Annotated in this window: 18 protein-coding genes and 1 tRNA gene; 10 read left to right on the plus strand and 9 right to left on the minus strand. The window is 66.3% G+C overall.

Annotation, left to right across the window (positions count from 1 at the left end):
• Nucleotides 1-49: 49 nt before the first annotated feature.
• The 3 genes from F791_RS0107135 (at nt 50) to F791_RS0107145 (ending at nt 2,918) form a co-directional block, all read left to right on the plus strand.
• Nucleotides 50-126, plus strand: a tRNA-Met gene (locus F791_RS0107135).
• Between the two features lie 141 nt (nt 127-267).
• Nucleotides 268-477 (plus strand): hypothetical protein, encoded by a 210-nt coding sequence (locus F791_RS0107140; RefSeq protein ID WP_018138909.1) that lies wholly within the window; start codon nt 268-270, stop codon nt 475-477.
• Between the two features lie 209 nt (nt 478-686).
• Nucleotides 687-2,918, plus strand: coding sequence for a hypothetical protein (locus tag F791_RS0107145; RefSeq protein ID WP_018138910.1), 2,232 nt, complete (start codon nt 687-689; stop codon nt 2,916-2,918).
• Nucleotides 2,919-2,961: 43 nt separating this feature from the next.
• Here the strand turns inward: F791_RS0107145 and F791_RS0107150 are convergent, their stop codons facing one another.
• From F791_RS0107150 to F791_RS0107160, 3 genes are read right to left on the minus strand one after another with little or no spacing between them, the layout of a single operon-like run.
• Nucleotides 2,962-3,975: a M14 family metallopeptidase gene (locus F791_RS0107150; protein ID WP_018993211.1), complete on the minus strand. Its 1,014-nt coding sequence runs from the start codon at nt 3,973-3,975 to the stop codon at nt 2,962-2,964.
• An 8-nt stretch (nt 3,976-3,983) separates the two neighbouring features.
• A complete protein-coding gene (locus F791_RS0107155; RefSeq protein WP_018649104.1) occupies nt 3,984-5,420 on the minus strand; it encodes a glutamate--cysteine ligase GCS2 in 1,437 nt (478 codons plus the stop codon).
• Nucleotides 5,421-5,422: 2 nt separating this feature from the next.
• On the minus strand, nt 5,423-5,866 hold the full coding sequence (locus F791_RS0107160; protein WP_012983666.1) for a hypothetical protein: 444 nt from the start codon (nt 5,864-5,866) through the stop codon (nt 5,423-5,425).
• Nucleotides 5,867-6,010: 144 nt separating this feature from the next.
• On the opposite strand from F791_RS0107160, the gene F791_RS0107165 reads away from it, so the two are divergent.
• Genes F791_RS0107165 through F791_RS0107175 form a run of 3 tightly spaced genes read left to right on the plus strand, consistent with a single transcriptional unit; the run spans nt 6,011 to nt 7,905 of the window.
• On the plus strand, nt 6,011-6,571 hold the full coding sequence (locus F791_RS0107165; protein WP_012983665.1) for an RNA polymerase sigma factor: 561 nt from the start codon (nt 6,011-6,013) through the stop codon (nt 6,569-6,571).
• Nucleotides 6,564-7,376 carry a hypothetical protein gene (locus F791_RS0107170; protein WP_012983664.1) on the plus strand — a complete coding sequence of 271 codons (813 nt, stop codon included), beginning with the start codon at nt 6,564-6,566 and terminating at the stop codon, nt 7,374-7,376. The genes F791_RS0107165 and F791_RS0107170 overlap by 8 nt, the downstream gene beginning before the upstream one ends.
• A gap of 40 nt (nt 7,377-7,416) precedes the next feature.
• A complete protein-coding gene (locus F791_RS0107175) occupies nt 7,417-7,905 on the plus strand; it encodes a DsrE family protein (RefSeq protein ID WP_012983663.1) in 489 nt (162 codons plus the stop codon).
• Here F791_RS0107175 and murU read toward each other — a convergent pair.
• Genes murU through F791_RS0107190 form a run of 3 tightly spaced genes read right to left on the minus strand, consistent with a single transcriptional unit; the run spans nt 7,890 to nt 10,362 of the window.
• Nucleotides 7,890-8,582: an N-acetylmuramate alpha-1-phosphate uridylyltransferase MurU gene (gene murU / locus F791_RS0107180; protein WP_012983662.1), complete on the minus strand. Its 693-nt coding sequence runs from the start codon at nt 8,580-8,582 to the stop codon at nt 7,890-7,892. The two genes, F791_RS0107175 and murU, sit on opposite strands and share 16 nt — an antisense overlap.
• Nucleotides 8,582-9,568: an aminoglycoside phosphotransferase family protein gene (locus F791_RS0107185; RefSeq protein WP_019592407.1), complete on the minus strand. Its 987-nt coding sequence runs from the start codon at nt 9,566-9,568 to the stop codon at nt 8,582-8,584. Before F791_RS0107185 ends, murU begins: the two co-directional genes overlap by 1 nt.
• A complete protein-coding gene (locus tag F791_RS0107190; RefSeq protein WP_018138915.1) occupies nt 9,565-10,362 on the minus strand; it encodes a phosphodiesterase in 798 nt (265 codons plus the stop codon). The genes F791_RS0107185 and F791_RS0107190 overlap by 4 nt, the downstream gene beginning before the upstream one ends.
• Before the next feature lie 141 nt (nt 10,363-10,503).
• Between F791_RS0107190 and dksA the strand changes: the two genes are divergently transcribed.
• Both dksA and F791_RS0107200 read left to right on the plus strand, forming a co-directional pair.
• Nucleotides 10,504-10,929 carry an RNA polymerase-binding protein DksA gene (gene dksA / locus F791_RS0107195; RefSeq protein ID WP_012983659.1) on the plus strand — a complete coding sequence of 142 codons (426 nt, stop codon included), beginning with the start codon at nt 10,504-10,506 and terminating at the stop codon, nt 10,927-10,929.
• A gap of 49 nt (nt 10,930-10,978) precedes the next feature.
• Nucleotides 10,979-11,857: a sterol desaturase family protein gene (locus tag F791_RS0107200; protein WP_012983658.1), complete on the plus strand. Its 879-nt coding sequence runs from the start codon at nt 10,979-10,981 to the stop codon at nt 11,855-11,857.
• 27 nt (nt 11,858-11,884) lie between these two features.
• Here F791_RS0107200 and argA read toward each other — a convergent pair whose 3' ends face one another.
• The 3 genes from argA to F791_RS0107215 all read right to left on the minus strand — a co-directional run bounded on the left by argA (nt 11,885) and on the right by F791_RS0107215 (nt 14,092).
• Nucleotides 11,885-13,126, minus strand: coding sequence for an amino-acid N-acetyltransferase (gene argA / locus F791_RS0107205; protein ID WP_018138916.1), 1,242 nt, complete (start codon nt 13,124-13,126; stop codon nt 11,885-11,887).
• Between the two features lie 207 nt (nt 13,127-13,333).
• A complete protein-coding gene (locus F791_RS0107210) occupies nt 13,334-13,804 on the minus strand; it encodes a DUF192 domain-containing protein (protein WP_018174901.1) in 471 nt (156 codons plus the stop codon).
• Between the two features lie 15 nt (nt 13,805-13,819).
• The gene (locus F791_RS0107215) at nt 13,820-14,092 is read right to left on the minus strand and encodes a heavy-metal-associated domain-containing protein (RefSeq protein ID WP_012983655.1); all 273 of its coding nucleotides are present in this window, start codon (nt 14,090-14,092) and stop codon (nt 13,820-13,822) included.
• An 82-nt stretch (nt 14,093-14,174) separates the two neighbouring features.
• Here F791_RS0107215 and ilvD point away from each other — a divergent pair, with 82 nt between their 5' ends.
• Both ilvD and radC read left to right on the plus strand, forming a co-directional pair.
• Nucleotides 14,175-16,028 carry a dihydroxy-acid dehydratase gene (ilvD, locus tag F791_RS0107220; protein ID WP_018993209.1) on the plus strand — a complete coding sequence of 618 codons (1,854 nt, stop codon included), beginning with the start codon at nt 14,175-14,177 and terminating at the stop codon, nt 16,026-16,028.
• A 186-nt stretch (nt 16,029-16,214) separates the two neighbouring features.
• Nucleotides 16,215-16,886, plus strand: coding sequence for a DNA repair protein RadC (gene radC, locus F791_RS0107225; protein ID WP_018649101.1), 672 nt, complete (start codon nt 16,215-16,217; stop codon nt 16,884-16,886).
• Nucleotides 16,887-16,893: the final 7 nt, after the last annotated feature.

The raw sequence follows: 16,893 nt of genomic DNA on the forward strand, positions 1-16,893 counted from the left end.
CATCTACTTGACTTTGGGTGGGCAGCTCCGGAGAATTCGCAACCCGCGTGGCTACGTAGCTCAGCTGGTTAGAGCACATCACTCATAATGATGGGGTCCCCTGTTCGAATCAGGGCGTAGCCACCACCGTCTTCCCGAAAGGGGCTGCTTCTGCAGCCCCTTTTTTGTTCTGGGGGGGCTGCGCCGGTTTGTTGCTGGTCTTTCAGGGCTCGGCTAGACTGCGCCCCGGCCGTCCCGGCTCATTGGGACCAACATCGGACGAACTCCATGAAACGTTACGGAATCCGCATCCGCCTGCCGGAAGGCAGCACCATGGCCATGCCGCACCTGCTGGGGCCCGACTGGGAGTCCTATCGCTGGTATGACAGCGAGCAGGCGCGCGAAAAGGCCCTGGCCGACATGCAGCGTGATCTGCCGAATTACCGCAAGGGTGATCATGTCTCCCAGGTGCTCGAGCGCGTCGAGCGCGACGGCTGAGTTTTCCAGGACGATGCTTCCCCGTGTCGTCCGCATTTAGTATGACGACCCGCCGGCCCGTCGAACGCTTCTGCATCGCGTGATACTCCGCCATACGTGGCCGGTCGGCCCGTGCCTCCTGTCTGGTTGAAACCCCGTCCTTGCCATGCTTTAGTGCGAGGCGCAAGGAACCAGCGCTCATTTTTGGCGATTCATACAGGAGTACAGGCATGTCCACGTCCAACCCCAGCGATACCACGCCGGAGAACCCGCCCGAGGATGCGGACAACGTCCTGACTGAAGGGGTCGTGGCGCCACCGTCGCGGCCGCGCATGGCCATGCCGGCCGCGGGTGCCAGTCGCGCGTCGATGCGCACCACCCAGGATCGCGCAGAGCCGCACTACTTTACCGAGCGCGACCTCGACCGAATCCTCGAGAACCTCGATCACCTGCGCAGCACGGTATTCCCGCGACTGACCAAGGGGAGCGCCGCCGACGAACACAAGCAGCAGTGCTTCCCGTCCGTGTGCCTGATCGGTGTTGGCCGGTGCGGCTCCAACGTCGCCCTCGATGTGGCGGCGCTGGTTCACAGCGCGCGATCGGAATACATGCGCGAGCTGGACAACGAAGAAAATGGTGGCCGCGAGAAGGAGATGCGGCCGCTGCGCTGGATTCGCAAGAGCCTGAACCTGCCGCCGTCCAATGCGGTGAAGCCGGTATTCCTGATCGAGCCGATGGTGATGCTGGGCGATCTCGACAAGGACATCGAGGGGCGCATCCGCTTCTCCAGTCGTGCCGGGCAGGACAACTTCATCGATAACTACAACAAGATGAAGATCATGGACCTGTCCGAGGTGCATGCCGGCGGGGCCGGTAACGCGCCGATCCTGGGCCAGTACCTGGCGCGCATCATCCTGAACAAGGACACCGATCAGTTCTCCAACGAGGACTGGAAGTTCATCCACTCCTATCTGATCGATTCCTGCGGGATCAAGGCCAACCAGTCGCGGCTGTACTTCTACATCTTCAGCGCCGGCGGCGGTACGGGCTCCGGCATGGCCTCGGAATTCGGGCTGGCGCAACAGTACTCCTACATGCGCAAGACCTTCGACCCGAAGCTGGAAAAGCGCGACAAGGCCAACCGCGACCACTCGTTCGTGTTCGAGCCGATCTTTGCCGCCGGTATCTGCATCCTGCCGAACATCCAGGACAACCGGGTGGAGATGTCCGAGGCGCTGCACATCAATGCCGGGCGCCTGCTGTGCAAGTATCTCGCGGAGGAATGGGATTTCTCCTACAACTTCGAGGCCGAGGAGACCCGCGACGAGGACATGATGCATCGCATCCGCCCCTGGAACGCGATGATGCTGATCTCCAACGACATCATGCGCTACGCGGAGGAGACCGACGACGGCAATATCCGCAACGTCGATGTCAACGCCATGGAGAAGTACGCCAACCAGTACATCTCCCAGCAGATCTTCAACATCCTGACCGCGCAGGCGGTCACCACGGACTACGATGAAGACTACTTCCGCCGTGCGGGGGTCGACATCGGCGAGACGATCCGCCTGGATGCGAACGATCTCTTCATGAGCCTGGCGGGGCCGGTGGCCGTGGCCTACGCGGAGTCCGAGGTGGCGACCGGCGAGCAGGCCCCGGTCGGGCAGGGTTCGCTGGATATCGATGACCTGTTTTATCGCTCCATCGATCTGCCGCATTTCAACAAGCAGACCGAGGCGATCGAGGGCATCAGCCTGCTGCCGATCGATGCCCCGCGCTACCGCGAGGCCTTGAAGAAATACAAGGAGTCGAGCATGGACGCGGTCCATCTGCGCGACCTGCACTTCTTCAAGAACTGCTCGTCTATCGTCACGATCCTGTCGCTGCCCAAGGACTACAAGCTGTCCTACATGGACCTGAACCGGCTGAAGACGCACCTGAACGGGCTGTTCCCGAACACCACGCTCAAGCGCTACGCCCTGGTCATCGGGGCCTCGGCCAACCTGTCGCTGACCACCCTGGTGGTGAAGAGCCCCTGCCTGTCGGACGACTTCCTGACCCTGTTCGTTGCCTACATCAAGCGCTGCTTCGCCAATGACAAGACCCGCTTCGATGACACCCTCGACCATGCGGTTCTGGACCTGATCCGGGCCGAGGAATTCGACGAACAGCGCGTGGACGACATGCTCAACGAGTTCGAGAACCCGACGCGCATCCTTGATACCAATTGGTACGCGATCAAACCGATGTACGAGAAAAAATATCGCGAGATGTGCAGCGACGAGCAGAGCTTCGTCTCGATCAATGACATCCGGCTGAGTCGAGAGAACGTCAAGCAGGCGATTCGCTATCTGCGCGAAATCTACCGCCACCGCACCAGCAAGACGCAGATCATCAGCCTGAACGACGGCAAGACCGGTACGACTGCGACCAAGCGCCGGACCAGCAGCAAGAAGTAAGAATGTTGGGGCTGCCCCTGAGGCGTCAGGGGCAGAGCGCTCGTCAAGGCAGGGCCAGGGGCTCCATCAGGTAGCACAGGCAATCCTGTGCGATTACCCGTGAATCCAGCGTCAACATCGACGGCATCGCCGCGCGCTTGAGCTGGATCTCGTCGCCATGCGTCTCCAGATATTGAGCGGTCACCTCGCTTCCGTCCTCGGCAATCGCGACCAGCGGGCTGTCGACCTCGGGGCGGATATGCACCAGTGTCGAGCGGGCCGGGAGCAACTGGAAGTTCAGGCGGTCCAGGTCGGGTTCGAGCCGGACATCGTGCTGGGCGTCCAGCCCGGCCTGCAGCCCGGGTCGTACGCGCACCTGGGCCACGGTGTGGAAGATCTCGATATCGCCGGCGCGTGGCGGATGCTCCGGAAAGTGATCCAGGTGCAGCACCGCGTCCAGCATCTCGAAGGCGTGCTGGATGCCTGACTCGTCATTCGGCGGGCCACATTCCAGCGTCACCGAGGGGGCGATACGCGCCAGGGCCATCGAGGCGACGCCGCGCGGGCGCGTGAAGTAAACCACTGTGCGCCCGAACAGCGCCGCCAGGTTCATGAAGGCCGGGTCCAGGCGGTTGATGCAGGCGTAATGTGGGTTGCGCCCGGTGTTGTTGTGCAAATCGACCGCGGCGAACAGCCCGCGCTGTTCCAGGCGGCGACAGACCTCGGCGAAGCGCTCGGCCTCCGGCGATCCCGCCTGCTCGGTACCGGGCCAGATGCGATTGAAGTCCGGTTGCTCGTCGAGATGGCGCTGGCTGACGGCCGCGGCGCGCGGGTTGCCGATGATCAGCGTCAGTGCCCGTGGCAGGGGCTTCCCGGTGTAGTGTCGCAGCAGCTGCTGGACCGCCTGCAGGCCCACGGGCTCGTTGCCGTGCAGCAGAAGGACGACCGCGACCGCCGGGCTGCGTTGCCCCTCCAGGTGGATCAGGGTGGGCTCCGGTACGCACTCGTACAGGTTCTGCGGGGTGGCGTCGAGAAAGCCATCAGGCAGTTCGTGGAGTTCGGGAAGGTCTTGGGTCATGGGTCGAATCAGAGTCCCCAGGTGTGGACCGGCGAGCCGGTGTTTTGCCAGCCGCGATAGGCGCGCACGAGGCCGGACCAGTCCCGACCATGACGCTCGACCCAGTCGCGCTGCCACTGGGTCCCGGTCTGCCGCGTGGCCGTGCGCGCCGCGATAATTCCGAGCAGGCTGTTGGCCTCGGCGGGGTCCACGCCCAGACGCTCGAGTCCCGCGGCGGCCCGCGGCAGCAGGTGCCGCCGAATCAGCCGGGGGGCCGGCTCCGGCTCCGCGTGTCCCCAGCGCAGCCTGGCATCCAGCCCGTAGCGCGCGGCATTGTAGAAGTTGTCGCGTGCCTCCGAGAAGGGTGTGCCCAGCGTGCCGTCGGGCGATTCGTGGATCAGGTGTTCGGTCAGTCCCATCGCGAACGCCGTGTTCGCCAGCATGTCGATCAGCGTGGGCCCGGCCGGCAGACAGCGGAACTCCAGCCGCAGGTTGCGGTGGCCGCGGTCGTCGACGCCCACGATGGGGCGCGTCCAGCGCCAGATCGTCCCGTTGTGCAGGGCCAGATGGCGCAGCTCCCGCGACGGGGCATCGAGCCTGGCCGGCAACAGCACCGGAAAGTGCTCCAGATTCTCGGTAAAGAGTTCGCCGATCGAGTGATGCAGGTACCCCGTGCCAAAGGTCACGCGCCGGATCGGGCCGCGCGCGCTGTCGGCAAAGCCACCCACCTCGACCGATTGTTCGAACACCGGGATGCGGCTCTCGCACCACAGATCATGGCCGAACACAAACGGGGTATTGCCGGCTGCGGCCAGTACCGGGGCGCTGGCCACCAGGCTGGCGTTGTAGGCGCGGTGGGCGACTGCTGGACGGGTCTCCGTGTGGACCTGGAACGAGGTGGCCAGGGCCTCCAGCATCACGTCGCGGTGGGCGTGCTGCAGATGTTCGCGCCCGACGATGTCGAGCTTGAGCGGCCGTTGTGCACGTTGTTCCAGCACCGCCGTGTTCAGTGCGCGGTAGCGCGCCTGGGGCGACATGTGGTGCAGGCCGAGGTCCTCCGGCTGGATGGTTGGGAGCGTGCCGGCCATCAGCAGCTCGGCCTGATGGTGGCGTGCGGCGCGGCGTGCCTGGCGCAGGGTCTCGTTCAGCTCCGAGAGGATCGCCGCAAAGCATCCGGGGCCTACCTGGAAGACCGACGAATTGAGCTCGAGGTTGAACTGGGCGAGTTCCAGCGTGGCCAGGGGGCTGTCCATCGATTCGAGGACCCCCTGGTTGACCGGCAGGGGGCGTCCGGCCGCATCGCAAAGCCAGGCCTCGATCTCGAACCCGAGTCGTGGCGGGACTTCGGGGCCATCCGTCTGCTGTTCCAGCCATTCGTGCAGCAGCGCCGTCTCGCGACCCAGGGCGGCGCGAAAACGCTCGTAGTCCTGTGCGTTGAAGTGCTCGTCGGCGATCTCCTGGCCCAAAGTCAGTCCTCGTCCGGCGCGTCGTCGTAGAGGCTTTCCAGGAGATCACCCCAGACCTGTTCGTGCTGTTCGAGGAAGGTCAGTAGCGCCTTGCGAAAGGCCAGGTAGTCGGCCTCGAAGGCCGCGAAATCCTCGCCTCCGTTCAGCAGCTTCGCCGCCCGGTCGGTCTGCTGCAGGCTGTCGCGCAGGTTGAGCGCGGCCGCCATCGCCCCCTTCACGCGTTCGCGCTCGTGCGGAATCCAGGCGCGGTCGGACAACAGCGACCGCAGGTTCTCGCCCAGCTCCAGCAGGCGCTTGCGCAGGCGGGGTACTGCCCCGATCGTCCCGGTCTTCAGGTCGCCCCAGACGGCATCCGTGATCAGACGCGACCAGCGCTCGCGCAGGTCACGGGTGGTCTCCGGGTCGAATGCAAAGGAGGCTTCCAGTTGTTGCGGATCGAAGGGCATTGGGTATCCTGAGGCTGGGGATTCGGGACGCAGGCCACAAAGAGAAGGGCCTGGACCGGAATAGCGCTGCGTGGGGTAGCGTCCTACAAGGTACAAGAACAAGCAAGGCCGCACGTACGGCCCTGCGGATGGAGGAAATACAACATGGCGACCTGGTTCGCACAGAGGCGGTTGCGCCAGAAGGTCTGTGACCTTCGACCGCAAATGTACCGCATGGCCTTTGCCTGGTGTCACGACGCCGCTTTGGCCGACGACCTGGTGCAGGAAGCGATGATGAAGGCCCTGACCCGGCTGAAATCGCTGCAGGACGAGAGCGCCCTGAAGGCCTGGGTGTTCCGCATCATGACCAACTGCTACCGGGACTGGGGACGGCGGCAGAAGGATACGGTGGACGTGGACAGCATGGAGCTGCCCTGCGAGGACTGTCCGGAGATGCAGACCGAACGCAACCGGATGGTGTCGGATGTCCACCGTGCGATGGCGCAGTTGAGCGCGGATCACCGACAGGTGGTGTCGCTCGTGGACCTGGAGGGGTTCGCATACGCAGAGGTCTCGGAGGTGCTGGATGTGCCGATCGGGACCGTAATGAGCCGCCTGAGCCGGGCTCGGGCGCAACTGAAAAAGGTGCTGTTGGAACAGCAGGCCGACCAGGGGCAAGCGGCTGATGGACCCCATCTTCAGGTAGTGAGGAATCGGCATGGCTGAACACCGTCTCAATGCGCAGGATCGCCCCAGCGAGGAGATTCTCAATGCGTTCGTCGATGGCGAATTCTCGCCCGAGGATCGCCTCAATACACTGAAGCTGATCTCCTCCAGCGAGCGCCTGAGCCGAGAGGTCTGCGATATGCACCAGCTCAAGGAGCTGGTGGGCATGGCCTACGAGGACCTTCCCACGGCCCAGTCAGGCGGCGGACGCTGTCGTATCTCCCGATCATCACGTACCCACTGGTTCCCGTCGATGGCGGCCGGGGTGGTGGCGCTCGTGCTGGGGTCCCTGGCGGGTTACGAGATTACGCGCGACGCCGGATTCCTCGGGAGTGGCGAACCAACCGCCTGGATCGGTGGTGATGCCGGCGAGACGGCGCTGATTGCCGGTAGCGATCAGGCCGATGGTTCCGCGCCGCAGGTCGTCGCGGCGACCGAGACTGACCAGATCCTGCTGCATATCAACGAGGCCGACCCGAAATCCATGGCCGAGCTGCTGGACGACATCGAGGCGATGTACCGCGACGCGGCGGCCGATGGTCGCGAGCTGAACGTGCAGGTCGTGGTGCACAACAACGCGATGGATTTCCTGCGCACGGACCGGGCTCCGTATCCCGAGCGGGTTGCGGCGCTCAGCCAGGAGTATGCGAGCCTGCGTTTCACGGCCTGCACCCAGACCCTCGATCGTCTGGCCCGCGAGGAGGGCGGCACGGTGGACATCCTCCCGCAGGCCGAACGGATCGATTCCGGCGTAGCCGAGGCCGCGCGCCGTCAGGCCGAAGGCTGGATCTACATCAAGGTATGATCGCGCCAGTCGCAGGTCATCCCGAGGGTTCGGCCTGGCGATGAACCCCCTCTCGTTTCTCGCGCGCCCCGGCTGGTTCCTGGCCGGGGCGCTTTTCGTACTGTCGCTGGGGGTCACCTGGGCCCTGTTCTCGTTCGAGCGAGACGGCGGCGAGACCGCTGATGCCGACGACACACTGCAGGTGGTCTATCACATCAATGCCGATGATCCGGCTCTGCACCTCAATGCCCTGCGCAACCTGCAGAACCATATCGACGGCAGTGCGGTGGATCGTCTGGAGATCAAGGTCGTGATGCACGGTGGCGGGGTCAGTCTGCTGCAGCACGCCAAGGACGACCCCGACCTTCGCAGTACTGTGGACACCCTGAAGATGCAGGATGTGCGGTTCCTCGTCTGCGGCAACACCCTGGACAAGCGCGGGATCGAGCTGGACGATCTGCATGATGCCGAGCCCAAGGACCGTGTGTCCTCGGGCATTGGCGAGCTGACGCGGCTGCAGCGCGCGGGCTACACCTACATCAAGCCGTGATCCCGACTTCGGTCGATGTCCGCCTCCAGCGTCGCGAGGCGTTCGGGGGTGCCGATGTCGCGCCAGTCCCCCCTGTAGCGCTCTCCGCTCACCCGCCCGCCGCCGATGGCCTCGCGCAATAAGGGTCCCAGCGGGCGGCGCCCTTCGGGCAGGCCAGCGAACAGCGCGGGGTGATACCAGCCGATGCCGCTGAAGGTCAGCGGCGTGCCGGTATCCAGCGATACCCGCCCGCCGGACAGTCGAAAGTCGCCCTGCGGATGGTGCGGCGGGTTGTCCACCAGCACCAGGTGCGCAAGCGGGCCGCTTTCCGCGAGCGGCTGTTGGGCGGGAGGGTGGAGCGGGTGCTCACACCAGACGTCGCCATTGACCACCAGAAACGGCCCGTCGCCCAGCAGCGGCAGGGCCTGGCGGATGCCCCCCGCGGTTTCCAGCGCCCCCTCCGGTTCCTCGGAGTACAACAGTCGCGTGCCTGCGTACTCGGCCCCCAGCGCTTCGCGGATCTGTGCGCCCAGGTGTGCGGTGTTGATCACCACCGTGCGGTAGCCGGCCCGGGCCAGGCGTTCCAGGGTGTAGGCGATCAGCGGGCGTCCGGCGACCGGGAGCAGTGGCTTCGGGCAATGGTCGGTCAGCGGGCGCATGCGCTCGCCGCGTCCGGCGGCCAGGATCATCGCGCGCATCAGGCGTGCTCCCTGGCCGCATGGGCAGCGAACCAGCGGGCGACCGGCCCCAGTTCGGGGTGGCGCAGGCCCCGTTCCAGCAGTCGGTGCAGGCGCGGCAGGTGCTCCAGATAGCGGGGCTTGCCGTCGCGTTCGGCCAGGCGCACGAAGATGCCCAGGATCTTCACCGTGCGCTGCACGCCCAGCACGTGATAGTGCGCCATGAACGACGCGCGGGGCATGTCCGCGTTCGCCAGGTAGTGTTCGAGCCCGCGGGCGACCGTTTCGGCCGAGACCTCGCGGCGAGCGTCTTCCAGCAGCGAGACCACGTCATAGGCGGGACTGCCGATCACCGCATCCTGAAAGTCCAGCAGCGCGCAGGCCTGCTCGTCGCCGGGAGGCAGCATCAGATTGTCGACATGGAAATCGCGTAGCACCAGGGTGTCCGGGAGACCTGGCAGGGCCTCCAGCACCTGGTGCCAGGCGGCGTCGAACTCCGCACGCATGGCCTCCGGCATGGCGTGACCCCGCAGCCGTGGCCAGTGCCAGTCCGCGTACAGGGCCGTCTCTGCCAGCAGACGCTCGCGGTCATAGGGGGGGATGTGATCAGCGCGGCCTTGCTCGGGCCAGCGCTGATGCAGCGTGGCGAGCGTATCCAGGGCGCGCTGGTACAGCGGCCATTCGTTCGCCCCCTCGGCCAGGGCCCGGGTGAAGGTGCGGTCCCCCAGGTCCTCCAGCAGCACAAAGCCCGAGTCGGGCTCGTGTTCCAGTACCCGGGGCGGTCGCAGCCCCAGACCCTCCAGCAGCCGGGCGATTCGTACGAAGGGCTCGGTTGCCTCGCGTTCGGGCGGGGCGTCCATGATCACGACCGACACCCCGTACCGACGGGCTCGGAAATAGCGGCGAAAGCTCGCATCCGCCCGCAGCAGGCGCAGGTCCTCGAACGCCCCGGGCAGGGTGTCCAGCCAGTGCTGCAAGGACTGGGCGCGGGCGTCTGGCGTATTCATGCCGAAGGTTCCATGGCGATGCGGGTCCCCGGTACGCGGACCACCTGCGTATCGAATCGCCCATCCGGGTGCAGATCCAGAATGCGGTAGCCGGCGTCCAGGGCCGCATCCACGGCGAACTCTTCGGAGCCCGGCGTGAACTGCACGCAGGTCGACGGGCTTCCGAGGAACTCGATCGCACCCCGCCGGGCCCGGAAGTCCTGGTGGATGTGACCAAACAGGCAGGCGCGCACCTGCGGATGGCGGTCGAGCACCGCGAACAGCGCGTCCGGATCCAGCAGCCCCAGGCGATCCATCCAGACACTGCCGATGGCCACTGGCGGATGGTGCAGGGCGACGACGGTGGGGCGGTCCGGGTCGGCCGACAGGCTTTTCTCCAGGCGCTCACACTCTGACGCGTCCAGACGCCCGGCCGCCTCGCCGGGTGTGCTGGAATCCAGGCCGATCAGCTTCCAGGGCCCCAGCATCCTCTCGCCATGGACTTGACAGGTCTCGGGCTCCAGGGCGGTGCGCAGGGTCTGGCAATCGTCGTGGTTGCCGGCGAGTGCGAGCATCGGTTCGCGCCGGCTGCCCAGCAGTCGCGCCAGCCGAGCATAGGTCGCCGGTTCCGGATCCTCGGCCAGATCGCCGCTCAGGAGCAGGGCATCCGCCGCCGGCTCCCGGGGCAGGGCGCCGAGGATTCGTTCCAGCTGGGTGTCGCTGTCCGGATAGCCGGCCCGGATCGGCCCGGGCACGCGGCCCAGGTGGGTGTCACTGATCTGGATCAGGCGCTGCGTGGTGCTCATGGTGTGCATGGGTTCCCATGAAGTCCTGCGATTGTTGCGCGGCGTTTGCCGCCCGCGTGGGGAAGTGCCCTATACTGGATCGGGTGTACCTGTCGTCGTGCCGGGTCCGTTCCGACATGGGGTCGGAAGGCGGTCCGGCGAGGGGCCGATATGAGCCAAGAAGCCGAAACCATCCTGGAGTCCGGGTATCGTCCGTCCGAGGACGAACCCTACATGAATCCGCGTCAGCTGGACTACTTTCGCGCCAAGCTCGAGGCCTGGCGTGCGGAACTGATCGAGGAGTCCGAGCAGACGCTCGAGCACCTGCGCACCGAGAGCTGGCAGGAACCGGACCCCAACGACCGCGCGACTCACGAGGCCGATGCCGGGCTGGAGCTGCGCACGCGCGATCGCTACCGCAAGCTGCTGAACAAGATCGATGCGGCCCTGGCGCGTATTGATCTGGGCGAGTACGGCTACTGCGAGGAGACCGGCGAACCGATCGGTATCGCTCGCCTGGAGGCTCGTCCGATCGCGACCCTGAGCGTGGCGGCCCAGGAGGCCCATGAACGCAACGAGGCGCGCTTCGGTCAGTAGGCAGTAGGCAGGGGCGCGACCGCGCCTGAAGCGAACGCAGGGCACACACATGGCGGACTGGTTTCTGGCGCAGGAGCCGATCATTCGGGTCGGCATCCTGCTGTCCGTTCTGGCGATCATGGCGACCTGGGAGATCCTGGGGCCGCGACGTCCCCTGTCGGTGGGCAAGGCCTATCGCTGGTCGAATAACTGGGGCGTGGTGATTACCGGCACGCTGCTGACCCGGTTCCTGTTCCCGGCGGGGCTGGTGGGCCTGGGGCTGTTCGTCGAGACCCAGGGCTGGGGGCTGCTGCAGATGCTGGACCTGCCCTTCTGGCTGGTCGTGCTGATCGCGGTCGTGGTCCTCGATTTCGCGATCTGGGCCCAGCACGTGATGTTTCATGCCGTCCCGTCGCTGTGGCGGCTGCACCGCATGCACCATGCGGATCTCGACTTCGACGTGACCACCGGCCTGCGCTTCCACCCGCTGGAAATTGTGCTGTCGTTCGGTATCAAGGCCATGGTGGTGGTCGCAATCGGCGCCCCGGCACTGGCGGTGCTGATCTTCGAGGTGATCCTCAGCTCGCTGGCCCTGTTCAACCACTCCAACGTGCGCATGCCGGCCGCGGTGGACCGGGTGCTGCGCTGGTTCATCGTCACGCCGGACTTCCACCGCGTCCACCATTCCTGGTATCCGCACGAGACCAACTCGAACTTCGGATTCAACCTCTCGCTCTGGGACCGGATCATGGGGACCTACCGCGCGCAGCCGCAGGACGGGCATGACGGGATGACGATTGGGCTGAACCAGTTCCGTGACCCCGCCTGGGAGCGGCTCGATCGCATGCTGATCCAGCCATTCGTCGGGCCCGCCGACAGCTATCCGATCAATCGCCGCCCAGAGACCGAGGGGGATTCGCGGGAGGAGGTCACCCGCCGCCGGCGCTGATGGCGCGGTTGCGGCGGGCGGCCGGGGTCAGGGCTGGAGCCGTTTCGTGTAGACCCGGGAGTTTCGCGCCTGGTTGTAGTGCGCGCGCCGCTCGGGCGGCAGATCGTCGACCTTTCCGGTCGTGTAGCCGCGCTCCTGGAACCACTGCGCGGTGCGGGTCGTCAGCACGAACAGCTGCCGTGCGCCCTGTTCCCGCGCCAGTGACTCCATGGCCGCCAGCAGGCGGTCGCCCCGTCCGCTGCCGCGATAGTCGGCGTGCAGAGCCAGGCAGGCGATCTCCGCCGCTTGTTCGCCAAACGGATACAGCGCGGCGGTGCCGATGATCAGACCGTCGACATCCAGCACCTGGAAGCGCTCGATTTCCAGCTCCAGGTGCTCGCGTGCACGATGGACCAGGATGCCCTCGGCCTCCAGCGGCTGCAGCAGGGCATGGATACCGCCGACATCGTCGATCGTTGCCTGACGCAGCCGCTCCAGCGGTTCGCGCGAGACCAGCGTGCCGATCCCCTGGCGGGTGAACAGCTCGATCAGCAGCCCGCCATCGTCATGGCGGTCCACCAGGTGGACGCGCATCTCGCGCTGGCGGCAGGCATCGATCGCGCTCTTGAGGTGATTGGCCAGCTCCTCCGGCAGATCGTCCGATTCCGCCAGGAGCCGTTCCGCGGCGGGCACGGTCAGCTGGCCCAGGACCCCGTGTTGTGGATCGCGCAGGACCCCCGCCTCGGTCAGGAAGATCAGCTTGTCCGCGTTCAGGGCGATCGCGACCTGGGTTGCCACGTCCTCGCCGGAGAGGTTGAACACCTCGCCGGTGGGCGAGTACCCCAGCGGCGAAACCAGCGCCACCTGATCCTGGTCCAGCAGGTTGCGCAGGGCCTCGGTATCGACCCCGCGCACCTCGCCGGTGTAGTGAAAGTCCACGCCGCCACGCACGCCAAGCGGGCGCGCGGTGACGAAATTGCCGCTGGCCACGCGCAGCCGTGCATTGCCGGTGCCCGGCTGCCCCAGGCTGCGCGACAGCAGGCCCTCGATCTGCAGGCGCAGCCGGCCGACTGCATCCAGTACCGCCTCCAGCGCCGGCGCGTCGGTGACTCGCAGGCCCTCCGCGTACTGCGGCGTCAGGCCGCTCTCGGCCAGTCGGGCCTCGATCTGGGGGCGCACGCCATAGACCAGCACCACACGCACACCGAGCGCGTGCAGTTTGGCGATATCGCGCATCAGCTCCGGGAATTCCGGTGCCAGCGCAGCCTCGCCGGCCAGGGCGATGACCATGGTTCGACCCCGGTGCGCGGCGATATACGGCACCGCCCCGCGGAACCAGTCGAGTTCCGAGGGGTGCGGGGCGGCCCGGGTTTCACTGGGTGCGCCGGGCGTGGCACTGGCGGTGGCGGGAGGGTTCACGGGCGTGTCCGCGCGCGGATGGGCTTGTCGGACAGTGTAGGGAAAGCACGCGGTGGGCGCATCAGTGTGAGATCTGGGCTATTTCTTGCCCAGTGCGCGCGGGAGATCGTCGATCCGGTCGCCGGCGCTGACATCGTTTTCCGCGAACCAGCCCGCGTTGACCTCCAGCGCATAGAGCACGTCGCGTTTGGCTTCGTGCAGGGTGGTGGTCTGTGGCTCCATGGTTTCGATGTTGGTGATGCGGTAGTCGGTGTCGATAAACGCGACGTCCAGCGGGATGTAGGTGTTGCGCATCCACATCGCGTAGCGAGCCGGTCGATCCCAGACGAACAGCATCCCCTGGTCGTCGGCCAGTTCCTCGCGGTGCATCAGGCCCTGCCGGCGGGCGGGCTCGTCGGCGGCGATCTCCACGCTAAGCGTCCGCTCGCCGACCGTGAGCTCGGTGACGGGCAGGCCGGACTCGGCCTGGGTCGCGCCCCACAGCAGCAGGACCCCCAGCAAAGCCGCGCCCGCCACGAGGGCGGGCGCGATACGCGAGACTGCACGCATGCCGTCCGTTGCCGGCTAGTCGCCGCTCATGCGCCCCACGGCGCAGCTGGCGAAGGACTTGGCCTTGGCGCTGGCGGAACGCAGACCGGAGACCGAGCCCACCTCGGGGTAGCCCATGCTGGCCAGCTTCGCCGCGACCGCTTCGCGGGCGCTATCCGGGGCATGGACTTCCACGGCGCCGCCTTCCACATCGACCTCGGCTTCAGTGACGCCTTCGACCTGCATCAGGCCCTTGCGGATGGAGCTGGCGCAGCCGCCACACTTGATGTTCTCGACCTCGATTTTCATCAACGTTTCCTCCGGAAACTGGGGTTTGTACGACTCATTATGTACGATTCCGCATCTGCATAAACGTTCACGAGATCCGACCATGCCCGCCTATCGTTCCCGCACCACCACCCACGGCCGCAACATGGCCGGCGCCCGCGCCCTGTGGCGCGCCACCGGCATGAAGGATGGCGACTTCGGCAAGCCGATCATCGCCATCGCCAACTCCTTCACCCAGTTCGTGCCCGGGCACGTGCACCTGAAGGATCTGGGCCAGCTGGTCGCCGGCGAGGTGGAGAAGGCCGGTGGTGTGGCCAAGGAGTTCAACACCATCGCGGTGGATGACGGTATCGCGATGGGCCACGGCGGAATGCTCTATTCGCTGCCCTCGCGCGAGATTATCGCCGATTCGGTGGAGTACATGGTCAATGCCCACTGCGCCGATGCGCTGGTGTGCATCTCGAACTGCGACAAGATCACCCCGGGCATGCTGATGGCCGCGATGCGTCTGAACATCCCGGTGGTCTTCGTCTCCGGCGGCCCGATGGAGGCTGGCAAGGTGAAGCAGCCGGGTACCGACAACGTGATCCACCTGGATCTGGTGGATGCGATGGTCAAGGCCGCGGACTCCAGCGCCAGCGACGAGGAGGTGGAGGCCATCGAGCGCTCCGCCTGCCCGACCTGTGGATCCTGCTCCGGCATGTTCACCGCCAACTCGATGAACTGCCTGACCGAGGCCCTGGGCCTGTCGCTGCCGGGCAACGGCTCGCTGCTGGCCACCCATGCCGGGCGCAAGTCGCTGTTCGAACAGGCTGGAAAGCGTGTGGTCGAGCTCGCCAAGCGCTACTACGAGCAGGACGACGAATCCGTGCTGCCACGTTCGATCGCCACCTTCGAGGCCTTCGAGAACGCGATGAGCCTGGACATCGCGATGGGCGGCTCCACCAACACCGTGTTGCACCTGCTGGCGGCCGCGCGCGAGGGCGAGGTCGACTTCACCATGGCGGATATCGACCGCCTGTCGCGCAAGGTCCCGAACCTGTGCAAGGTGGCGCCGGCCACCCAGCTCTATCACATGGAGGACGTGCACCGCGCCGGTGGCGTGGTCGGCATCCTGGCCGAGCTGGACCGTGGTGGGCTGATCCACCGCGATATCCCGACGGTCCACGCCGACACCATGGGCCAGGCGCTGGAGCAGTGGGATGTGATGCGCCACGCCGCTGCCTCCGAGACCCTGTACAAGGCCGCGCCGGGCGGCGTGCCCACTCAGGTCGCGTTCAGCCAGGACAAGACCTGGGACAGCCTCGACATCGACCGCGAGAACGGCTGTATCCGCGATATCGAACATGCCTACTCCCAGGACGGCGGCCTGGCCGTGCTCTACGGCAACATGGCCCCGGACGGCTGCATCGTGAAGACCGCGGGGGTCGACGAGAGCATCCTGAAGTTCTCCGGCCCTGCGCGGGTGTTCGAGAGCCAGGACGCGGCCGTCGAGGCGATCCTCGGTGACCGCATCCAGGCGGGTGACGTCGTGATCATCCGCTACGAGGGTCCGAAGGGCGGCCCCGGCATGCAGGAGATGCTCTACCCGACCTCGTATCTGAAGTCCAAGGGGCTGGGCAAGGAATGCGCGCTGATCACCGACGGGCGCTTCTCCGGCGGTACTTCCGGGCTGTCCATCGGCCACGTCTCCCCGGAGGCCGCGCAGGGCGGCGCGATCGGCCTGATCGAGGAGGGCGACACCATCGTGATCGACATCCCCGGGCGCGAGATCCGCATCGACGTCGACGACGCCACCCTGGCAGCCCGGCGCGAGGCGATGGAGGCCCGTGGCGCGAAGGCCTGGAAGCCCGAGTCGCGGACCCGCCCGGTCACCCAGGCACTGCGCGCCTACGCCCTGATGACGACCTCCGCCGCCTTCGGCGCGGTGCGTGATATCTCCCGCTTCGAGGACTGACCGAGGGCTACCAGCAGGGTCGTAGGATGCGTTGAGCGGCAGCGAAACGCATCATGCTTGCCATTGGTGTCCGAATCGATGCGTTTCGCTGCCGCTCAACGCATCCTACGGTTCTTCGCTACGGTCGGGATGACCGAGACGGCCTGGAACGAAAAAACCAAACGACTGAACCACAGGGAGGTGGGGATGGCGATTACCGACTGGCCCGCGGCCGAGCGTCCGCGGGAGAAGCTGATTGAGCGGGGCGCGGCCGCGCTTTCGGACGCAGAGCTGCTGGCGATCTTTCTGCGCACCGGCGTGGCCGGCAAGAGCGCGGTCGATGTCGCGCGCGATCTGCTCAGCCGCTTCGGCGGGCTGCGGCCTCTATTGCAGTCCGATCAGGCGGGATTTTGCGCGGCGCCGGGGCTGGGGGATGCCAAATACGCCCAGCTCCAGGCGGTGCTCGAGATGGGTCGGCGGCACCTCGCCGCCGACCTGGAGCGTGGCGATGCGTTGACCTCGCCGACTGCCACCCGCCAGTTCCTTGCGGCGCGTCTGCGCGACTATCCCTTCGAGGTCTTCGCGGTCCTGTTCCTGGATAACCGCCATCGGGTGATCGCCTTCGAGGAGCTGTTCCGCGGCACGATTGACGGCGCCGCCGTGCACCCGCGCGAGGTCGTGCGGCGTGTGCTGCACCACAATGCGGCCGCGGTGATCCTTGCCCACAACCACCCGTCCGGGGTGGCCGAGCCCTCGGGCTCGGATATCGCGATCACCCGGCGTTTGACCGAGGCCCTCGGGCTGGTGGATGTGCGGATACTCGATCACGTGGTGATCGCCGACACCCCCGTATCCATGGCTGAACGGGGGCTGCTGTAGACCCTGG

It is taken from the genome of Thioalkalivibrio sp. ALRh, from assembly GCF_000381425.1.
Classification (GTDB): domain Bacteria; phylum Pseudomonadota; class Gammaproteobacteria; order Ectothiorhodospirales; family Ectothiorhodospiraceae; genus Thioalkalivibrio.

Bases quoted from the DNA above. Each gene is read 5' to 3' on its own strand.
- F791_RS0107140 (WP_018138909.1), top strand. From the start codon at position 268: ATGAAACGTTACGGAATCCGCATCCGCCTGCCGGAAGGCAGCACCATG.
- F791_RS0107145 (WP_018138910.1), top strand. From the start codon at position 687: ATGTCCACGTCCAACCCCAGCGATACCACGCCGGAGAACCCGCCCGAG.
- F791_RS0107150 (WP_018993211.1), bottom strand. From the start codon at position 3,975: ATGACCCAAGACCTTCCCGAACTCCACGAACTGCCTGATGGCTTTCTC.
- F791_RS0107160 (WP_012983666.1), bottom strand. From the start codon at position 5,866: ATGCCCTTCGATCCGCAACAACTGGAAGCCTCCTTTGCATTCGACCCG.
- F791_RS0107165 (WP_012983665.1), top strand. From the start codon at position 6,011: ATGGCGACCTGGTTCGCACAGAGGCGGTTGCGCCAGAAGGTCTGTGAC.
- F791_RS0107170 (WP_012983664.1), top strand. From the start codon at position 6,564: ATGGCTGAACACCGTCTCAATGCGCAGGATCGCCCCAGCGAGGAGATT.
- F791_RS0107175 (WP_012983663.1), top strand. From the start codon at position 7,417: ATGAACCCCCTCTCGTTTCTCGCGCGCCCCGGCTGGTTCCTGGCCGGG.
- murU (WP_012983662.1), bottom strand. From the start codon at position 8,582: ATGCGCGCGATGATCCTGGCCGCCGGACGCGGCGAGCGCATGCGCCCG.
- F791_RS0107185 (WP_019592407.1), bottom strand. From the start codon at position 9,568: ATGAATACGCCAGACGCCCGCGCCCAGTCCTTGCAGCACTGGCTGGAC.
- F791_RS0107190 (WP_018138915.1), bottom strand. From the start codon at position 10,362: ATGCACACCATGAGCACCACGCAGCGCCTGATCCAGATCAGTGACACC.
- dksA (WP_012983659.1), top strand. From the start codon at position 10,504: ATGAGCCAAGAAGCCGAAACCATCCTGGAGTCCGGGTATCGTCCGTCC.
- F791_RS0107200 (WP_012983658.1), top strand. From the start codon at position 10,979: ATGGCGGACTGGTTTCTGGCGCAGGAGCCGATCATTCGGGTCGGCATC.
- argA (WP_018138916.1), bottom strand. From the start codon at position 13,126: ATGGTCATCGCCCTGGCCGGCGAGGCTGCGCTGGCACCGGAATTCCCG.
- F791_RS0107210 (WP_018174901.1), bottom strand. From the start codon at position 13,804: ATGCGTGCAGTCTCGCGTATCGCGCCCGCCCTCGTGGCGGGCGCGGCT.
- F791_RS0107215 (WP_012983655.1), bottom strand. From the start codon at position 14,092: ATGAAAATCGAGGTCGAGAACATCAAGTGTGGCGGCTGCGCCAGCTCC.
- ilvD (WP_018993209.1), top strand. From the start codon at position 14,175: ATGCCCGCCTATCGTTCCCGCACCACCACCCACGGCCGCAACATGGCC.
- radC (WP_018649101.1), top strand. From the start codon at position 16,215: ATGGCGATTACCGACTGGCCCGCGGCCGAGCGTCCGCGGGAGAAGCTG.